Origin of the sequence: Caballeronia udeis (assembly GCF_001544555.2) — a bacterium.
Lineage (GTDB): Bacteria > Pseudomonadota > Gammaproteobacteria > Burkholderiales > Burkholderiaceae > Caballeronia > Caballeronia udeis.
This window is the reverse complement of sequence record NZ_FCOK02000045.1, coordinates 14,031-33,777: the sequence shown is the minus strand read 5'-3', so window position 1 is coordinate 33,777 and position 19,747 is coordinate 14,031. Positions and strand designations below refer to the sequence as shown.

16 protein-coding genes are annotated in these 19,747 nt (G+C 57.9%); 15 read left to right on the top strand and 1 reads right to left on the bottom strand.

What is annotated here, in order from left to right:
- Nucleotides 1-165: 165 nt before the first annotated feature.
- From iolD to AWB69_RS27210, 14 genes are all read left to right on the top strand, one after another.
- Entirely contained in the window at nucleotides 166-2,007 is a 1,842-nt protein-coding gene (gene iolD, locus AWB69_RS27275; protein ID WP_062089948.1) for a 3D-(3,5/4)-trihydroxycyclohexane-1,2-dione acylhydrolase (decyclizing), read from the top strand.
- 24 nt (nucleotides 2,008-2,031) lie between these two features.
- Nucleotides 2,032-2,946, top strand: coding sequence for a myo-inosose-2 dehydratase (iolE, locus tag AWB69_RS27270; protein ID WP_062089947.1), 915 nt, complete (start codon nucleotides 2,032-2,034; stop codon nucleotides 2,944-2,946).
- Nucleotides 2,943-3,752 (top strand): SDR family oxidoreductase, encoded by an 810-nt coding sequence (locus AWB69_RS27265; RefSeq protein ID WP_062089946.1) that lies wholly within the window; start codon nucleotides 2,943-2,945, stop codon nucleotides 3,750-3,752. Before iolE ends, AWB69_RS27265 begins: the two co-directional genes overlap by 4 nt.
- 93 nt (nucleotides 3,753-3,845) lie before the next feature.
- Nucleotides 3,846-4,913: a sugar phosphate isomerase/epimerase family protein gene (locus tag AWB69_RS27260; protein ID WP_062089990.1), complete on the top strand. Its 1,068-nt coding sequence runs from the start codon at nucleotides 3,846-3,848 to the stop codon at nucleotides 4,911-4,913.
- Nucleotides 4,910-6,079 (top strand): Gfo/Idh/MocA family protein, encoded by a 1,170-nt coding sequence (locus AWB69_RS27255; protein WP_197500333.1) that lies wholly within the window; start codon nucleotides 4,910-4,912, stop codon nucleotides 6,077-6,079. The genes AWB69_RS27260 and AWB69_RS27255 overlap by 4 nt, the downstream gene beginning before the upstream one ends.
- A gap of 188 nt (nucleotides 6,080-6,267) precedes the next feature.
- Nucleotides 6,268-7,551: an arabinose transporter gene (locus tag AWB69_RS27250; RefSeq protein WP_331712697.1), complete on the top strand. Its 1,284-nt coding sequence runs from the start codon at nucleotides 6,268-6,270 to the stop codon at nucleotides 7,549-7,551.
- Between the two features lie 592 nt (nucleotides 7,552-8,143).
- Nucleotides 8,144-8,659, top strand: coding sequence for an NAD(P)-dependent oxidoreductase (locus AWB69_RS47190; protein ID WP_231937249.1), 516 nt, complete (start codon nucleotides 8,144-8,146; stop codon nucleotides 8,657-8,659).
- 24 nt (nucleotides 8,660-8,683) lie between these two features.
- Complete coding sequence (gene iolG / locus AWB69_RS27240) at nucleotides 8,684-9,679, top strand: inositol 2-dehydrogenase (RefSeq protein ID WP_062089944.1); 996 nt, start codon at nucleotides 8,684-8,686, stop codon at nucleotides 9,677-9,679.
- A 233-nt stretch (nucleotides 9,680-9,912) separates the two neighbouring features.
- Nucleotides 9,913-10,653, top strand: coding sequence for an ATP-binding cassette domain-containing protein (locus AWB69_RS27235; protein WP_062089943.1), 741 nt, complete (start codon nucleotides 9,913-9,915; stop codon nucleotides 10,651-10,653).
- 20 nt (nucleotides 10,654-10,673) lie between these two features.
- Nucleotides 10,674-11,690, top strand: a complete 1,017-nt coding sequence (locus tag AWB69_RS27230) for an ABC transporter permease (protein ID WP_231937246.1) — start codon at nucleotides 10,674-10,676, stop codon at nucleotides 11,688-11,690.
- Nucleotides 11,691-11,734: 44 nt separating this feature from the next.
- A complete protein-coding gene (locus AWB69_RS27225) occupies nucleotides 11,735-12,733 on the top strand; it encodes a sugar-binding protein (RefSeq protein WP_062089942.1) in 999 nt (332 codons plus the stop codon).
- A 273-nt stretch (nucleotides 12,734-13,006) separates the two neighbouring features.
- Nucleotides 13,007-14,170 carry a Gfo/Idh/MocA family protein gene (locus AWB69_RS27220; protein ID WP_197500331.1) on the top strand — a complete coding sequence of 388 codons (1,164 nt, stop codon included), beginning with the start codon at nucleotides 13,007-13,009 and terminating at the stop codon, nucleotides 14,168-14,170.
- A gap of 100 nt (nucleotides 14,171-14,270) precedes the next feature.
- Nucleotides 14,271-15,212: a sugar phosphate isomerase/epimerase family protein gene (locus AWB69_RS27215; RefSeq protein WP_062089940.1), complete on the top strand. Its 942-nt coding sequence runs from the start codon at nucleotides 14,271-14,273 to the stop codon at nucleotides 15,210-15,212.
- A gap of 730 nt (nucleotides 15,213-15,942) precedes the next feature.
- Entirely contained in the window at nucleotides 15,943-17,127 is a 1,185-nt protein-coding gene (locus AWB69_RS27210; protein WP_062089939.1) for a porin, read from the top strand.
- Between the two features lie 193 nt (nucleotides 17,128-17,320).
- Here the strand turns inward: AWB69_RS27210 and AWB69_RS27205 are convergent, their stop codons facing one another.
- On the bottom strand, nucleotides 17,321-18,361 hold the full coding sequence (locus AWB69_RS27205; protein WP_062089938.1) for a LacI family DNA-binding transcriptional regulator: 1,041 nt from the start codon (nucleotides 18,359-18,361) through the stop codon (nucleotides 17,321-17,323).
- 93 nt (nucleotides 18,362-18,454) lie between these two features.
- Between AWB69_RS27205 and AWB69_RS27200 the strand changes: the two genes are divergently transcribed.
- A complete protein-coding gene (locus tag AWB69_RS27200; protein WP_062089937.1) occupies nucleotides 18,455-19,648 on the top strand; it encodes a phytanoyl-CoA dioxygenase family protein in 1,194 nt (397 codons plus the stop codon).
- Nucleotides 19,649-19,747: the final 99 nt, after the last annotated feature.

Below are 19,747 nucleotides of genomic sequence, written 5' to 3'. Positions count from 1 at the left end.
CCGCCCGATGTCACCGGGCTGTGAGCGCTCGTGCGCCAAGGTGCGGAATGCACTGGGAAAACCCTTAAGCAATTTTCATTGCTGAAACAAGTTATCTGCAATAAAGTTTGAGAAGAACGGCGGTGCGACTAGCCGCGGCCATCCCGAACGTGTGAGGAGAAGACAATGTCGACCATTCGCTGCACCGTGGCACAAGCCATAGTGCGTTACCTGAAGAGCCAGCTTACCGAGATCGACGGAAAGCGCGTTCCGCTCTTTCCCGGCGTCTTCGGTATATTCGGACACGGCAATGTCACCTGTCTCGCAGAAGCGCTTGAAGCGGTAAAAGACGAATTCCCGACCTGGCGTGGTCAGAACGAGCAATCGATGGCGCTCGCAGCGATCGCCTTTGCAAAAGCGAAACGTCGGCGCCAGATCATGGTCGCCACCTCGTCGATCGGACCCGGTGCGACCAACTTTGTGACCGCAGCCGGCCTTGCCCACGCCAACCGGTTGCCGATCCTCTTCCTGTCTGGCGACACATTCGCAAGCCGCCGTCCGGATCCGGTTTTGCAGCAAGTCGAGCATTTCAACGATCCGTCGATGACGGTCAATGATGCGTTCAAGGCAGTCACCCGGTACTGGGACCGCATCACGCATCCGGAGCAGATCATCTCATCGCTGCCACAGGCGGTAGCCGTGATGCTGGATCCTGCGGACTGCGGTCCGGCTTTCCTCGGCTTGTGTCAAGACATCCAGGAAGTGGCATTTGATTATCCGGCCGCGTTCTTTGAACCGACGGTTCACTCGATCCCCCGGCCGAGGCCCGACAGCATTCGCGTGGCGCAGGCTGTGGCGGTGCTCAAGGAGGCGCAGCGCCCCATCATCATTGCGGGCGGGGGCGTTCGTTACTCGGAGGCTGAGCAGGCGGTCGTGAAGCTTGCTCAAGCGCGCGGTATTCCCATCGTGGAAACGATCGCGGGCAAAGGCACGCTCACACACGATCACCCGGTCCACATCGGACCGCTAGGCATCGTCGGATCGACCTCGGCTAACGCGCTCGCCGGCGAGGCGGATGTCGTGTTCGCGATCGGCACGCGCTTGCAGGATTTCACTACCGGTTCGTGGAGCTGTTTTTCACACGGCGCGAAGTTTGTTGCTATCAACACAGCGCGCTTTGACGCGGTCAAGCACCGGTCGCTTGCGCTCATCGGTGACGCGCGGGAAACCGTCACTGAGCTGGATGCCGCGCTCGGAGACTGGCACGTGGATGCGTCATGGCTTGAGCATGGCCGGCGTGAATTCGCACGCTGGAACGATGCCCTGGATGCTGGCCAGAAGCACACCGATGCCACCGTGCCTACGTACGCGCAAGTTGTCGGCGTTGTGAATGAAGAAGCCGCGCAACGAGACTATGTCATTTCCGCTGCGGGCGGTTTGCCCGGCGAACTGGTCAAGGGCTGGCGGGTCAAGGCGCCGGGTACGTTCGATTGCGAGTTCGGTTTTTCCTGCATGGGCTACGAGATCGCCGGCGGCTGGGGTGCAGCGATGGCCGATCCGACACGTGACGTCTTCGTCATGGTCGGCGATGGCTCATACATGATGATGAACTCCGACATCTATTCGTCAGTGCTGGCAGGACACAAGATGATTGTTCTTGTGTGCGACAACGGCGGCTTCGGCGTCATCAACCGGCTTCAGAATGGCAAGGGCGGAGCATCGTTCAACAACCTGCTGAAGGACAGCAAGGTCAAGGAGGCCTTCCCGGTTGATTTCATCCGTCATGCCGAATCGATGGGAGCACTTGCTCGCCGCGCCAATACGCTCGACGAGCTGCGCGATGCCTTGAAGTGGGCGAAGTCGAATGACCGGACCACGGTCATCTCGATCGTGACCGATGCCTTCGCGTGGACGCCGGGCGACGCGTGGTGGGACGTCGGGGTTCCGCAGGTCAGTGAGCGCGAAGAGGTGCAGGCCGCGCGCAAGGATCAGGAAAAGGGCCGTATGAAACAGCGCATCGGCGTTTGATCACTCCTTCTACGGAAAAGAGATATGACACTCAAAGCAAAGCTGGGCATTGCTCCAATCGCGTGGTCCAACGACGACTTGCCGCAACTTGGCGGCGATACACCACTCGAGACGTGCCTCGCCGAGAGCGCCGAAGCCGGGTTCCTCGGCGTCGAGACGGGCGGGAAGTTTCCCAAGACGAGTGCCGAGTTGAAGCCGCTGCTGTCACGGTTTGGCCTGCGGCTCGCGTCGGGGTGGTATTCAGGCACTGTCCTCGACTCAGACCTCGAAGCGGAAAAGGACAAAGTCCTGGCGCAGCTTGCGTTATTCCGTGAATGTGGCGCCGCGTGCCTGGTGTACGGCGAGACTGCCGGCACCATCCAGAACCGCCAGAATGTCCCGCTGACAGGTCGACGTACGCTCAACGACGACGACTTCGTCGCATATGGCCGCAAGCTAACGAAGTTCGGCGAGTTCTGTGCCGAACAGGGCGTGCCGCTCGCGTTTCACCATCACATGGGTACCGCGATTGAAAGCGCACTGGACATCGACCGTCTCATGGCCCATACCGGCGAGGCCGTGCATCTTCTGCTCGATACCGGGCACGCGGTGTTCGCCGGTGCCGATCCAATCGCGATCCTGAACCGGCATGGAAAGCGGGTTATTCATGTGCATGCAAAGGACGTCCGCGACGGTGTTCTGTCTGGATTGGACCGCTCACATGAGTCCTTTCTGGATGCGGTGCTCAAAGGCGTTTATACGGTGCCCGGCGACGGCACGATCGATTTCGCCACTGTCGCGCAAAAACTTGCCGACATTGGCTACGAGGGCTGGTTTGTGGTCGAGGCGGAGCAGGATCCCGCCAACGCTCCGCCGCTCGAGTACGCGAGAATTGGACATCGTTCGCTCACCATGGCATTGCAGCGAGCCGGCTACGACATCGAAAGGAGTACGACATGAATCAGTTCGAGGGAAAAATTGCGGTTGTTACCGGCGGCACTCAAGGTCTGGGCGCGGCAATTGCCACGCTCTTTGCACAGCGAGGCGCGGAGGGAATCATCATTTGTGGTCGCTCGCGTGAGAAGGGCGAAGCCAAAGCGAAAGAACTGACTGCCGCGACAAAGGCGAAAGTGGTGTTCGTACCAGCGGACCTGTCAAGCGTCGATGACTGCCGTGCTGTCATTGCGGCTGCTGACCAGTCGTTTGGCCGGGTCGACGCGCTTGTCAACGCAGCAGCCATCAGCGATCGCGGCACAATTCTGGACACCACGCCGGAACGCTTTGACGAGATGTTTGCGACGAATGTGCGCGGGCCGTTCTTCCTGATGCAGGATGCGATCAAACTCATGCTTCGAACGGAAACCAAAGGCACGATCGTCAACATTTGTTCGATGGCGAGTCTGGCGGGCCAACCGTTTATCTGCGCTTACTCCGCTTCCAAGGGCGCGCTCGCCACCCTCACCCGAAACACCGCGTTTGCGGCGCTGAAGAACCGGATTCGCGTGAACGGCCTGAACATTGGATGGATGGCATCCGAGGGCGAAGACCGGATCATGAAAACGTACCACGGGGCAAAGGACAACTGGCTCGAAGAGGCCGCGCAGAAATTGCCTTTTGGCCGCCTGATCGATCCTGCCGAGGTGGCACGCGCAGTAGCGTTCCTGAGCAGTGACGAGTCCGGGCTGATGACAGGCTCCGTGGTCGAGTATGACCAGTCCGTGTGGGGAGGATACGACGAGCCCCCAGGCCCGAACGCGGCCTTGTGACCGGTCAACGAACTCGGGCCGGCAGTGATCGCGGCGCACGTCGCGCCGCACTTCTCGCCGCACTTCTCGAACTTGAATGAGGTCGTGGAAATCATGCGTACCATCAAGGGGCCGGGTGTTTTCCTCGCCCAGTTCGCAGGCAATGAGGCCCCCTTCAGCACGTTTGCCGGACTGGTTGACTGGGCTGCGGACAAGGGCTTCAGGGGAGTTCAACTGCCGGCGTGGGACGCGAGAGTCATCGATCTCGCGAAGGCCGCCGAGAGCCAGACGTATGCGGACGAAATAAAGGGCGTCGCGGCGGCGCGTGGTCTGACGGTGACTGAACTTGCGACGCACCTCCAGGGCCAACTGGTAGCGTCTCATCCCGCCTACGACGTGATAGCTGATTCGTTCGCACCGCAGGCGGTGCGCGGCAATCCGCAGCGGCGTCAGCAATGGGCTCGAGAGCAATTGTTGCTGGCTGCCAAGGCTTCGCGCCGGCTGGGACTTGACCGTCATGTCACTTTTTCGGGCACGTTACTTTGGCCCTACCTGTACCCTTATCCGCAGTGGCCCGAAGGGCTGATCGATGAGGCATTCGATGAGCAGGCACGTCGCTGGCGGCCCATCCTCGACGCGTTTGATCAAGAGGGTGTCGACCTGTGCTACGAAATCCATCCGGCAGAAGATCTGCACGATGGCCTGACCTTTGAGATGTTCCTCGAGCGCGTCGACAATCACCCTCGTTGCAACATCATGTATGACCCGAGTCACCTGATCCTGCAATCGATCGACTACCTATCCTACATCGATCACTACCACGAACGCATCCGCATGTTTCACGTAAAGGACGCTGAGTTCCGCCCGAACGGAAAAACCGGGGCGTACGGTGGCTTCCAGCCCTGGGCCAGTCGCGCCGGCAGGTTCCGTTCACTCGGAGACGGGCAGGTTGATTTCAAGTCCATTTTCTCGAAGCTCTCAACCTACGATTTTGACGGTTGGGCCGTGCTTGAGTGGGAATGTTTTCTGAAAAATTCCGAGGATGGCGCGGCGGAAGGTGCACGCTTTATTCGCGATCACATCATCAGCGTATCAGACCGGGCTTTTGACGATTTCGTCAAGTCGGGTGCGGACCGCGCGTCGAACCGGGCGATCCTCGGCCTCGGACAGGAGGCGCAATGAACAGCACAAGGATCAACAGGCGCTTGCGTCTCGCCATGGTTGGCGGAGGCGAAGGCGCATACATCGGTGGCATCCACCGTTATGCGTCCCGTCTCGATGACCAGTACGAGCTTGTAGCGGGTGCGTTCGACATCTCAGCCGAAAAAGGGCGGGCGTTTGCCGGGAGCGTTGGTGTCGCAAGCAATCGTGCGTATGGCAGCTACCTCGAGTTGATCGAAAGTGAACGTGCGCGAGCAGACAAGGCGGACATCGTTTCAATATGCACTCCAAATCATACGCATTTCCCGATCGCGAAGGCATTGATTGAAGCAGGCTTTGACATCATTTGCGAAAAGCCGATGACGACCACCCTGGAGGACGCGGTGAGCCTGCATCAGTTGGCCCGGTCGAGTGGCTGCTTCGTTGGCGTCACCTATACATATAGCGGATATCCGCTTGTACATGAAGCCCGCGCACTGGTTGCGCAAGGCGTGATCGGCACGGTGCGGGTGGTGCAGGTCGAATACCCGCTTGAGTGGATGGCTACGGCGATCGAGGCTGCGGGAAATGCCCAGGCGGAATGGCGGACGGATCCAAAAAGATCCGGGCGGGGCGGAAGCATCGGAGACATTGGCACACATGCTTACCATCTCGCCGCCTTTGTGAGCGGATTGAAGCTCGACGCGCTATGCGCCGATCTGGCGACCTTCGTCCCGGGTCGATCACTGGATGACAATGCGCACGTGATGTTGAGGTACGAAGGAGGCGCTCGCGGCCTGCTCTGGTCGTCGCAGGTAGCGATTGCTCACTCTAATGGGTTGCGGCTCCGGATAACTGGCGACAAAGGCAGTCTCGCCTGGGCCCAGGAACAACCGAATGAGCTGCTTCATACATCGCTTGGAGGCGCACCCGTCACTATCAAGCGCGGCCGTGACGATGTGTCAGAGGCGGCGAGAGTCCGGACGCGCACCCCTCCGGGGCATCCAGAGGGATATATCGAGGCCTTTGCCAATCTCTATGGCGGGTTCGCCGAAGCGATTCGGGCGCAGAGGGACAATCGGCAAGCCGGCCCGCTCGGCCGGGACATACCGGTCACCTACGATGGTTTGAAAGGCGTAGCGTTTGTCGACGCGGTGGTAGACAGCTTCGAGCGTGGATCGGTGTGGGTGAAGCCGGAATTCGTCTAGTGGCGCGCGGAGTCCATCGGTAATCCAGCAACCAGGACTCTGCCGTATTCCCATTCATTTCTGCATTGAGCGCGGCAGGTCCATGAGATCAGGAGATAGAGGTGGCAGTAACCCATCCCAAGATAATGGGTGCCCCGTTGAAATGCGCTGTGCGGTACCGCTGACTTTGTGACGGGAGAATCCCGGGCATGGTCTTGCAAGTGAATCTGTCCGGGAACTGCCCGACACCGGCGGTCGATGAGAAGACAGTTTTCAATCGGGAAGCGGCCCCTATGAATTGCGATTCAAAACCCGTTGCAGCGGTTACCGCCAAGACGCCGGGGACTGCGGTGAGACGCAGCTTATTTCGCCTCAGTGCGGCGGTCTTTATCTGTGGGATTACTTTTGGCGCCCTGTTGCCGGTCGTTTCCATTTTCGTCGGGCGTCTGCTCGGGTTCAGCGACGTCGTTGCCGGTACGGCTGTAAGCGCGCATTTTCTTGCGACACTGCTCACGCGCGGATATGCCGGGCGTCAGGCTGATCATTTGGGCGCTCGCAGGTCGATGTTGCGGGGTTTGCTGTCGTGCTCGGCTGCTGGCGTGGTTTTCGCTGGCGCAACACTGTTCACCGGAGCGCCTGTCTTTCAACTGGTGTGCGTGATGGCCAGTCGTGTGTTTTCGGGTTTGGGAGAAAGTCAGCTCATCACAGGAGCGTTGACCTGGGGAATCGGCCTGGCGGGCGCGCAGCGCTCGGGCAAGGTGATGGCGTGGAACGGAATGGCGCTATATGGCGCCATTGCAGTCGGTGCGCCATGCGGTATGGCATTGGTTCACATCGGAGGCTTCGCTCTGGTCGGCATCGTCACGATCGGGTTGCCGTTGATTGCGTGCCTTGCGGTACTTGGCCTTTCAGCGGTCGCGGCCGGCGGCGGGCATCGCAGCGGTTTTCTTGAGGTACTCGGAGTCGTTTGGCGTCCCGGGATAACCCTCGCTTTGCAAGGGTTTGGTTTTGCTGCAATCAGCTCCTTTGTTTCCCTTTATTTCGTTGCGCGGGGATGGGCAAATGCGGGGCTGGCTTTATCCAGCTTCGGCTTTGCTTTCGTTCTGGTCAGGCTGTTACTCGGATGGTTGCCTGACAGGCTGGGCGGGTATCGGGTCGCACTGGGATCGATGTGTGTCGAGGCAGTCGGCCAACTCATCATGTGTCTGGCGTCTAATGCTGCGATCGCCGTATTGGGTGCAGCCGTGACGGGAGCGGGATGTTCCTTGATGTTTCCGGCGCTCGGATCGATGACCGTGAAGCGAATGCCATCGCACAGCCGGGCCATCGCCATAGGAACCTTCACCGCTTTTCAGGATATTGCCTATTTCGTAACGGGACCGCTTGCGGGTCTGATCGCGTCGGGGTTGGGGTACAAAGCCATCTTCGGAGCAGGCGTGGTTACGTCGTGTGCCGGAGTCGCCTTGACGGTATGGAGCAAACGGGCCACATGACTGCTCATCAGTATGCGTGAGTCGTCTGATTCGATAGTCGAAGCCAATTGTCGGGACGCCCAGCTACTTGGGGTAAAGGAAACATCCATGTAAGTAGTCACAGATCGTATGGCGGTTTCGCGCAGATATTGGAGCGCCTTGCCAAACGCGCTTTATGGCGACGGTTCAAATCCTGGTGGCCACGCCGGCAAAGATATCGAATAGGTCGCTTTCCGGCATATTTAATATGCATAACGTATTAAGTGAGGGCGGGAAATTTTATGAACCAAACCGCATGTTTACGATTTGAACCAACAGATCGACTCGTGCCGCAAGACACATCGTGCGGTGGTCCGTGGGACCGGTAAGCATTCGGGGTCGAGGCCGGCAGCCGCTGACACGACGGCCAAAATAAATTGGTACGAACTCTTATGCGCGACAACGCAACAACAATTGCATGGGGACTTGCGCTGCGGCGTTCGATAGAAAGAGGTGCCCTGGAGCCTATCGTTTTCCCTTGGTTCACCTTGGCAGGTCGCGCTGCATGGCAGCGGAAAGCCTTGTCGCAAGGCGATCGCGGTTGATAAGGACAACCTCGGGAAGGCCGTTGGAAGTGCACGGAAATCTTGACACGCAACAAAAATTGCATAATATTGATTATGCAACATTAAGTGCCTGTTATACCAGGACATCGACCCTGGCCAGCATGGCCTGCGCAGCTGCGAAGGCAGACGGGCACAGGAAGGAGCGAATCATGCTTGAAAAGTTCGGTTTCCTAATCGATAGCCCGGGCTCCTTGATTGGCACTCTTGAGCGGGGTTGGATGAAACCATCGGCGATAGCGGTGAATACCGATCGAGGCGATATCACCGGCGAAGCAGCGTTTAGTGAAGCACTTCTTTCACGCCGATTGTCGGGTACCGGCCTCGACGTATTCGACATGGAGCCACCGCTCGTTGACAGTCCGCCGTTGCGCGGCGAACGCAGGGTACTAAATCCTCGTTCAGCAGCGTTGACGGAAGAGGCCGCCACTCGAGTTGGTCGCCGCGGTGACCAACATCACGGACTTCCTGTCGGGCAGGCTCGATCCACAGCGTTAATAAACACCAGCCGGTCGGACTACCGGTGACCGTAAATAAAATTGGAGACAGGTATGACACGTATTGCCGTATTGGGCGCCGGACGAATCGGAAAAATCCATGCTGCAAACGCTGCTGCTAGCCGGCACGCGTCGTTGGTTGCCGTAGCTGATCCGTTCGGAGATGCCGCTCGGTCGCTCGCAGAACAACTTGGATGCGACGCTGTTTCGAATCCCCTGGACGCAATTGCGCGTGCAGACGTGGACGCTGTGATCATCTGCACGCCCACCGATACGCACGTCGACTTGATGTTGGCTGCGGCGCGTGCGGGAAAGGCCGTGCTTTGCGAAAAGCCGGTTGATTTGGATATCAAGCGTGCCGACGCCGCCGTGGCGGAACTGGAAGCACTGGGGGTGCCGGTGATGCTGGCATTCAATCGGCGTTTCGATCCCAGCTCGATCGAGCTTCGACGCGCCATCGACGCAGGCGACATTGGCGACGTCAGGCAGGTGATCATCTCGAGCCGTGACCCCGGGCTGCCGCCGCTGGAATATTTGAAGCACTCGGGCGGAATCTTCAAGGATATGACCATCCACGATTTCGACATGGCCCGATGGCTGCTCGGTGAAGAACCCGTGTCGGTGATGGCTGTTGCGAGCAGGGTCGTGGAGAGCACTCTCTCGGAACTCGACGACTTCGATACGTTGATGGTGATCATGCAAACGGAGTCCGGGAAGCAATGTCACATCAACTGCTGCCGGGAAGCCGTCTATGGATACGATCAGCGGTTCGAAATTTTCGGCTCGCGGGGAATGCTGCTTAACGAGAACTTGAGACCAACAACCGTGCGTCGATATACGGCGGAGCAAACCGAGTCTCGGCAACCCTTGCTCAACTTTTTCCTTGAGCGTTATGCCGACGCATATCGGGCCGAACTCGAAGCGTTTCTTACGGCTTTGCGCGACGGTCTGCCGATGCCGGTCACTCCAAAGGATGGCCGTCAGGCATTGAAGCTTGCGGATTGCGCAGTGGAATCCGTGAGAACTGGACGGATGGTAAAGGTCGACTAAGGGCGGACCCGCCTCACGCACGGGTTCAGACCAACGAAGGATTTTGCGGCAATTTCACGGGTGCGCCCGCTCATCGACCCGGCTTCAACGACTTGAACGGCATGGGAGATTCAAAAGGTCACCGACACTTCCATTCGCTCCTCGCGAGAGAGGAGTCGGCTCAACGTGTCGTCAGTCACCGAAGCGTCACGGCCTCGATGCCGTGACGCTTACTAAATCAGGAGACAGGGTCTATGGCTATTCTTGAGTTAAGGAACGTATCGAAAAGCTTCGGCGCCATTCAGGCTGTTTCGGATGTCAGCTGTTCGATTGGAAAGGGTGAAGTAGTCGCCCTTATGGGAGACAACGGCGCCGGAAAATCTACGCTCGTCAAAATGATTGCCGGCAACTTTCCGCCGACCGGTGGTGAGATTTCCGTGGACGGTGAGCTTTGTCACTTCAACCGGCCAATCGATGCCAGAGAGAAAGGCATCGAGATGGTTTATCAGGACCTGGCGCTGAGCGATAACCTCACGGCCGCTGGAAATGTTTTCCTTGGCCGTGAACTGAAGCGCAGAGTTGGCCCGTTCAGCATCCTGGATGACAAGGCCATGGCCGAACGCTCAGCCGAGCTTTTTGCTGAACTGAAGTCCGAGACCCGCCCGTGGCAACTCGTACGGAGAATGTCGGGGGGGCAGCGCCAGGCCGTGGCAATTGCCCGTACTCGTCTTTCCAATCCGAAGCTCGTTGTCATGGACGAACCGACGGCAGCCATTAGCGTTCGACAAGTCGCCGAAGTCCTTGCCCTGATCGAGCGGCTCAGAGACACGAATCACACTGTGATCCTGATCAGTCACCGCATGCCCGACGTCTTCGCGGTTTGCAGTCGCGTCCTCGTCATGCGCCGCGGTCGGAAAGTTGCGGACAAGAGCATCGCCTCAAGTTCACCTGAAGAAGTCACTGGGCTGATCACTGGCGCGATCGAATCGGCCTGACGGCGATCTAGGAGGAAGTAATGATGAACAAGCAATCCGCAACGAGGATCGATGATTTTAGCGACATCGTCCAACGGCGCAAGTCTGGCTTTCTACAGTCCATTACGCACACTCAGCCAGTGTGGGTCTTTTTGGCGATGCTGCTCGTCTGCGTCGTAATGAGTTTTGTGAGTGACCAGTTTATGTCGACACGAAACGTCTTCAACACGAGTCGAAATTTTGCCTTTACAGGCATCATGGCACTGGGCATGACGACAGTAATTATCACCGGCGGCATCGATTTGTCGATCGGTTCGGTGATGGGCGTCTCGGGAATTGTGCTCGGAATGACAATGGCCGGAGGCCATTCGATCTGGTTTGGGCTAGCAGCGTGTCTATTGACCGCGGCAGTGTGCGGTCTGATTAATGGGGTGCTGATTGCCTATTTCCGCATGTCGTCGTTTGTTGTAACACTCGGGATGCTCGCGATGGCCAGATCGCTCGCTCTGGTTTTATCGAACAACAAGCTCTTTTGGCAGTTTGGACCTGATCAAGCGCTTTTGTTTCAGATCGGAGGAGGAACGACGGCGGGCATTGCGAACCCCGTCTGGGTACTGGCGATCATGACTGTGCTCTTTGTCCTGGTGTATCGCTACTCGGCTTGGGGACGGCATATTTTCGCCCTTGGCGGAAACGCCGCGGCGGCGAAACTATGCGGCATCCCCATTGAGAGACTCACTGTCTCGGTCTACGTCCTATCGAGTCTCACGGCAGGCATCACCGCTTTTCTGATGGTCGGTTGGCTCGGCTCGGTAACGAACGCCTTAGGACTATCAAGTGAGTTGCAAGTGATCGCAGCGACTGTTATTGGGGGGGCGAATCTGGCCGGTGGCATCGGCTATGCCATCGGCGCTCCGATCGGCGCGGCGCTAATCGAGGTTATCCGCAACAGCCTCTTGTTGGCCGGCGTTGATCCTTACTGGCAGGGCATGTTCCTGGGTGGATTCATCATTCTTGCAGTAATGCTGGAGAAGTTGCGTCGCAAGTCGGGTGATTGATCCCGACTCGACCGGTTATTCATAACATAACGGAGGAGTACACAATGAAAAAAGCAATGTTGCCGCTGCTGGCGCTCGGGGCTGCCCTGTGCGTCCAGTCGTTCGCTGTCCGCGCCGAGGATGTATATGCGCTAGTTCCAAAAGCGATGAACAATCCCTACTTCGACCTGGCTCGTGACGGATGCAACAGCGTAGCCGACAAGTTGAAGGGCGCGAAATGCCTCTATATTGGCCCGTCGGAAGCCAACGAGCAGGAGCAGATTCAAATCATCCAGGATTTGATTACACGTCACGTCAAGGGTATTGCGGTGTCACCTGCAAATGCGCCGGCAATAGCCCGTGCCTTGAAGTCAGCGCAGGACGCCGGCATTCCGACGATTACCTGGGATTCGGATCTTCTTCCACAAGACAAGTCATATCGGCAGGCGTACGTGGGGACGAAAAACTACGATATTGGTGTGAATCTGGCGAAGCTCCTTCAGCAAATGAAGCCAAAGGGAGGCAAGATCTGCCTGCAGTCGGGCGGGGCCGCAGCTGCGAACCACAATGAACGGCTGCAGGGGATTCGAGACACGCTGGCCGGCACACATGACAGCAGCCCGCCCGGAAACCGCTTGACGGGGCAACATGGCTGGACAGAGGTCGACGGGTGCCCGCTTTTCACGGACGACGACAGCGCAAAGGCGGATCAGCAACTGTCGGATATTCTGACGAAGTATGGAAATCAGCTGGATGCGTTTGTATCGACTGGAGCGTTCACCCAGTGGTCAGATAACGCATACCGTCAGGCCGTACAGTCGATGCTTCCGAGGATCAAGTCAAAGCAGCTCGTCGTTCTTGTTGCGGACACGCTGCCCATGCAGTTGCAGCAGCTAAAGGATGGCTACAGCAACGGCAATGTGGGTCAACGACCGTTTGAGATGGGCGCGAAGGCGATTCTGATGCTGCAAGATATCTCATCTGGAAAGAAGGTATCGGACACCACGTATACCGGCATCGATGTTTGCACGGCCGACAACGTGAACACCTGTCTCAAGCATTAACAGGCATCTACTTCCGCCGGGCGACCGGATTTTCTTCCGTCGCTCTGCGGAACCGGGACTGTGCGGTTCAGTGAATACCATTGGCAAAACCCGGTGTGAGGCGAGGCTCGGGTCACGATGTTAGCGTTCGGCTCTGGTTCCGAAAATGAACCCAGGGAAACGGCGGGAGAGGGCAAGGGTGAATGACGAGCGGTTCGTCCCGGAGGGAAACCACGAGAGGATCGTGAACGTCACCGCCGCCGAATATCAGAGGCGTTCGGAGCACTATCCAAGTTGGCCGGTTCTTCGCGCAAAACCCAATCGGATCGGATAGTCATCCCTCGGCGCGATCTCACCCATGTAAACGCAAGAATCCAAGCTTGGTCAATTTACTACGGCAGTAAATTAGGAAACCTAATAATGAGAAAAGAACTTCGTGTAGCAGTGGTTGGTGCAGGTCTAATGGGTTCAGATCACGTCGAACGGCTCGCCAATCGTATCGCCGGTGCGAGCGTAGTCGCCGTAGTCGATGTGGACGCGGAGCGCGCGCAGCGCGTTGCAAGCAAGGCACCTGGTGCGATCGCGGCCACCGAGCTTGGCTCGCTGCTCACTGGCGACCGTATCGATGCTGTGTTGATCGCGACGCCGGGGGGTCTTCACGAAAAAACGTTGCTGCAAACTATGGAGCAAGGTAAGCCGATTCTTTGTGAAAAGCCGCTGACCCCTGACGCTGCCTCGTCCTGGCGAATCATTGAAGAAGAACAAAAGATTGGCCGGAAGCTGATTCAGGTTGGCTTCATGCGTCGGTTCGACCGGGAATACCGGCAACTGAGACGCCTCATCGAGTCTCGTGAAATGGGGGATACGCTGATGCTCCATTTCTCTCACCGTAACGCAGTGTCGCCATCAAGCTTCACAAGCCAGATGCTGATCAACGATTCCGTTGTACACGAGTTCGACGGAATTCGATATTTGACGGGCGAGGAAATCACGACCGTGCAGGTCCGGCTTGGTCGACCCACGCGCCACGCGCATCACGGCCAGCACGACCCGCAGCAAGTGTTGATGGAAACTGAAAGCGGCATCCTGGTCGACGTCGAGATTTTCGTCAACGCGCAATTTGGATATCAAGTTGCAGCGCAGGCAGTTTTCGAAGACGGGATTGTTAACATCGGCAACGACATTGGACCCTACATCCGATCGTCGGGCCGCTGGGGCGGGGCAGTGCCGCCCAGCTTTGTCGAACGCTTCAATGACGCATTCAACCTGGAACTGCAAACATGGGTTGACGCCGCGCGAGAAGGCACGGTCAACGGGCCGTCGGCATGGGACGGATATGCCACCGCAGCTTGCTGCGAGGCCGGCGTTGCAGCACAAAAGACAGGACAAAAGGTCAAGGTGGCGCTGAACGAAAAGCCGGCGCTCTATAGCGACGAGAAGGTCGCCACCGCAGCCTGATTTAAGCGCTGGCATCTGTGTGATCGTTTGCCATACAGAAGGCCCGGAAAAATAGCATACGGCGTTAGCAATCAAGCAATTGAACTGAGCAGAGACAAGAATGAAACTTTCATTTTGTACTGACAGCCTCGGGTATCTGCCGTATGAGCAGATGCTCGATAAATTATGTGAGCTCGGAGTATCCGGCGTCGAAATGACCGTAGGTGGCTGGTCTTCTGCACCGCATCTGCGAGCGGACGAATTGTTGAAAGACGCGAGCAAGCGTCGTAGCCTCAAGGAGGCGCTGGAGAGCCGGGGTCTGGAGATTGCCGCACTGAACGTTTCGGGCAATCCGCTTGATCCGGGAACGCTTGGCATGAAGCACAAGTCCGATACGGACAAGACGATCCGGCTTGCAGAGCTCCTTGGCGTAAAGAAGATTGTCATGATGAGCGGGCTGCCACCTGCTAGCCCGGAGGACCGAATTCCAAACTGGATCACCTCGACCGTCAGTTGGCCTCCGTCGCTGAAAGATTGCCTGGACTATCAGTGGAACGACGTCGCTATTCCTTATTGGCACCAACTCGTTAGTCAGGCAAAAGCATGCGGCGTTGAAAAGTTCGCGCTGGAAAATTTCAGTTCAATGCTGGTCTGGAATCCCGCAACGCTGTTTCGGCTTCGTGAGGCCGTGGGACCTATGGTCGGGCTAAACCTTGACCCAAGCCACATGATGTGGATGGGTGCGGATCCTATCGCCGCAGCGCGTGCGTTAGGTGACGCGATTCATCACGTGCACGGCAAGGACGCACGCCTGGAACGGGGAATCGTCGATGTCAATGGCCTTTTGGAAACCAGACCGATCGAAGATCTGGCACGACGCTCGTGGAATTACGTCGCGGTCGGCTGTGGGAAGGATCTCCAATGGTGGAAGGAGTTTTTCTCCGTCGTTCGGATGGCTGGATACAACGACTGGGTATCTCTGGAAATGGAGGACCTGACAATGTCCGTGGAAGCTGGCATCAAGACGTCCGTTGAAGCACTGAAGCAGACCATCAGCCGATGATGCGGCGGGTGCCGACCGGCTTGTGGGCGCAGCCTTGACGCGAGGCGCGAAGCCCGCGCCGAATTTGATCATGACAGAGAGATTCAGAGTTTTTTGTCGCGCGATCTTGCGCGACAGCGCCGGCAATGTGCCAACGCCGTGACGCGAGGTCGGGTACGGTCGACGCTGGGAGGGTTCCGATTTTCCCGGTTTCCGCGAAAGAGATTCCCCATTCGGCTCTGTGTCTTCATCGTTGACGAATATACACTCGGGCCAAAGTTCCACGAAAACAACGTCGGAGACACCCTATCGCAGGTAGCCCTTCGCCCCGCAATCTCCTGTACGTCGATGAAGCGCACTGAGCAGACGCGTCCAGCAACCGGTTGGGTCACGTTGTGGTCGGGCGGCAGCGGCTCTAACAAGCAAGTGCAAGTGAAGAAGCAGGACAGCCGGCCGACCTGATGTGTGCTGACCCGGACCCGGAGGAACGCGGTGTCTCCAGGCGAATGATTTGGGATCCTCACACTCGACGGGACCCGGATGAGAGGAAGGTGGACACTACGCGCACTTCTCAACGGATGTTGGAAGCGCGCTTTGTGCGTGACTAACGAACGGCAGCGGTTCAATTTTTTACATTGCCGAACATCAGGTACTGCCGACAGTAACAAATCGCCACAACGCGATGTTCATCCCATGCTCACCAAAACGGTGATTTGTATAGAAGTACTACATAACATAAATAGGAGATGCAATGAAAAAGGTTCTGTTTGGGTTGTTCGCAATGACGGCGGCGGCGTCGGCCAGTGCGCAAAGCAGCGTCACGTTGTATGGCATCGTGGATAACGGACTTGAATACGAGACCGGCATGCCAAAGGGCCACGTGGTCGGCGCGCAGAGCGGCGGATGGGCGCAGTCGCGATTTGGCCTCAAAGGCGCAGAAGATATCGGAGGCGGAACAAAGGCTATTTTCCAGCTTGAATCGCGCCTGAACACACAGAACGGCAGCGTGGCCAACGGTAGCTTCTTCGAGGGGCAGGCGACAGTAGGTTTGCATAACGACACGTGGGGGCAACTGAAGCTTGGCAACATGGGCTCCGCCGAAATAAGTCAGTATTCGGGCGATGTCGACCCCCAGCAGACCAAGAAATATGCGATTGGCACGCTGGTGCGTGGCCGGATCTTTTCGCAGGCGGGTAACGGTGCAGAGTATCTGTCGCCGACACTCGGGGGATTTACGCTGCAGGGGCAATACGACCTGACGAACTCGACGAAGTGGAACTCCGGGAATCCGGGAAGCGCTCCAGGCCAATTGGGCACGTCTAGCGGTCTGGGTAGTGCTCAGGGGCGATCGGACGGCATCAAGCTGTCGTACCAGACCGGCAGCCTTTTCTGGCAGGCCACCTATGACGAGGTCCGCGATCAGAACGGCCAGTTCAGCAATGTGTACCTGGCGTCGCGCTCCGCTCTCACCGGCGCGACCTACACGCTCGGCCCAGTGGTAGCGTATGTTGGTTATCAGCACCTCAGCGCACCCAACGCGTCCAACGCAGGATACTTCGGTACGGCCACTCCAACCACGTTGCCGGCAGGCACAACGCTGCCGACAGCAGTCAATCACGAATGGATTGGAGCCATCTGGCAGACTACGCCAGCGCTCTCGATCACCGGTGCGGTGTATCACGCAAACGCCAATCACGGCAATGGCAACGCGACGCTATACACACTGGGCACGAACTATTCGCTGTCGAAGCGCACGCTCCTGTACACCGAGCTCGGTTATGTTCGCAATAGTTCGACGTCCAACCTTGGGCTCGACAGCGGACTGTATGGCGCGAACACCAACAACGACCCGGTGAGCAGCGCCGCGTCGAGCACAAACCCGAACTACGGCAAGAGCCAGTTCGGCGTGATCGCGGGTATTGCCACTCAGTTCTAAGGAGAGCGGACGGGTTCGGAAAAATCTATATTCTGAACCCGGCCCGGCTCACGCCGACCTGCCGCGCGGGGCAGCATATTGTGTCTGATTGACGCAGAACCATTTGCATCAGGCAGTGCGGAGGCAGTGCGTCAACAGGGTGCCCCGTGACCATCCGTTGCCACACTGCACGCTGCCTTAGTCAACGTCCTTATCAACGAAACCGGCTCGCTATATGCGCGGGAATATTCTCTGGTGTAACGACAACGACCGATGAAGACGGCGATACGGTCGACGCCGGCAGGAGTTTGTGGAAACAAATGATGTGCTGGCACGCCGAGCGCATGTCCTGACGTAGATCGTGATGGAGAATCGCCTGTACCTTACCTTCACGCAGCAGACGCACGTTGTCTCGATCCAGATCGTGTCCGATAAAGCAAATCGGAGATTGCTGTTGTGCTTCGAGTGCTCGAAGAATGGCGACGTTTCCTCCGCCCATGGAGTAGACCGCGGCGATTTTGGTATCTGTGGCGAGGACATTGAGGACTCGCTTTTCGGTGGGCGTGTCAAGGCCGTGGCCGCCGCTCGCATCGATCAACGTAAGCTGTGGATATCGGGTTCTCAACGCGCGTCGAAAACTTATTTCGCGTTCCTCTTCGCCCCTGAACCGCTCATCGCTCATTGTTATCAGGATGTTGCCAGCCCGTGGGCCTAGCCACTGCGCGACAAGATAGGCGGCGGTGGCGCCGGCGACCCGATTGTCCAGCCCCGCGTATGCGACGCGTCCGGACAACGGGATATCGGTGAAGATCGTGATGACCGGAATGCCGCGACGTTGGAGGTCGCCTATTGCTTCGGTAATCTCGGGAACATCGCGCGCCTTCAGCACAACCCCATGGCTTCCCCGGCGTCCAATTGACTGAAGCGAGTCGACCACCTCAGCCGTGGTCATCGTTTCCTGCATCATGAAACGCGGACGAATGACTACCGGGTGCATACCCGCCAGTTCCGTTTCAAGCGCGTCCTTGATCTCGTCGGCAAAGCGTGCGGGAGCTTCCACTATCACGTCGATCATGAGCTTTCGTCCTACGGTCGCCAACTGCAGTTCCTGCTTTTCGAGCTCCTTGATGGCTTGCTCGACGCGCTTGCGTGTGTGTTCCCGAACGTGGGCACGTCCATTGAGCACCCGGTCGACTGTTGCCACCCCGAGGCCGGACTGGAGAGCTATCTCCTTGATAAGAAAGCGGTGTGCCATGCCTGCGTTTCCATTTTTGATGCGTTTTTGATGTTTTTATGATAACCGCATATCGGCTCCGGGGATTATGCTTGGTTGACAGTGGAGGGAGATATGAAACAGGGCGAAGGGTCCGCCGCAAAACGCGGGCAGCAGTGGTATAGCGAGCGTGATTGCTCCCTGAATGAATTCGTGGACCAACTCAAAGCGGGCGACGACTGCCCGACGCGTTATGTGGCGGACATCAGGCAGGGAATTCCCGTGTACGACTGTGATCAGCTCGATGACGTCATAGGCGATGCATCCGGGCTCGCGCAGTTGCAGGCGGAATGGGCGCGCGTCCTTCGAGATGGCGCGGGGGTGCTGGTGCTCCATCGGGCATTCGCGGACACACGATCCGTCGATGCCGCTACGGCCGTCTTCGAATCCATTATTCGTAGTGAGCAGGAGCAAGGCACACGTGCAGCAGACCATTTCGCGAAAGCGGGCGCAAACGACCGGATCTGGAATGCGCAGGAAAAGCTCTGCCTTCGAGCGCCGGCCGTATTCGCGGAGTATTTCTCGAACCGGATGCTTTTGGCCGTGTCGGAAGCCTGGCTCGGCCCTTGTTACCAGATGACATCGCAGGTCAATGTGGTTCGCCCCGGCGGCGATGCGCAACTCGCACATCGCGACTACCACCTTGGCTTCCAGGCGGTCGCCGAAGCTGAACGTTACCCGGCGCACGTGCACAGGATGTCCGCCTTTCTTACCCTGCAAGGGGCGGTGGCACACACCGATATGCCGGTCGAGAGCGGACCAACAAAACTCCTGCCGTATTCACAGCGGTATGCCGAGGGATACGTGGCATGGCGGCGTGCTGACTTCCGCGAATACTTCGAGGAGCACTTCGTCCAGCTGCCGCTCTCGAAGGGCGATGCCGTGTTCTTTAATCCGGCGTTGTTTCATGCGGCGGGCGCCAATCGCACCGCGGACGTTCAGCGCATGGCGAATCTCCTGCAGGTCTCGTCGGCATATGGCCGGGCGATGGAAGTGCTCGACCGTAGAAGTATGTGCGAGGCGGTTTATCCGGTGTTGCGCGAGCGTCGCGCGCTGGGGCGAATGAGTGGCGCCGAAGCCGCCGCGGCAATTGCATCCTGCGCTGAGGGATACCCGTTCCCTACCAACCTCGACCGCAACCCGCCGGTCGGCGGGTTGGCTCCGGAAAGCCAGCGGGAACTCATGCAACGCGCACTTGATGAGGATTGGGAGCCCGCCAGATTCACGCAGGCGCTTAACGATCATGCCTCGCGAAGCCGCACGGCGTAAATTCCCGCCAGATCCGGGTAGACATTTTGATTGATGGTTTTTTGATGTGTTTGGGTCTCTCGGCGATAGAGGGAACACCGTATTGTTGCCTGCCATAGA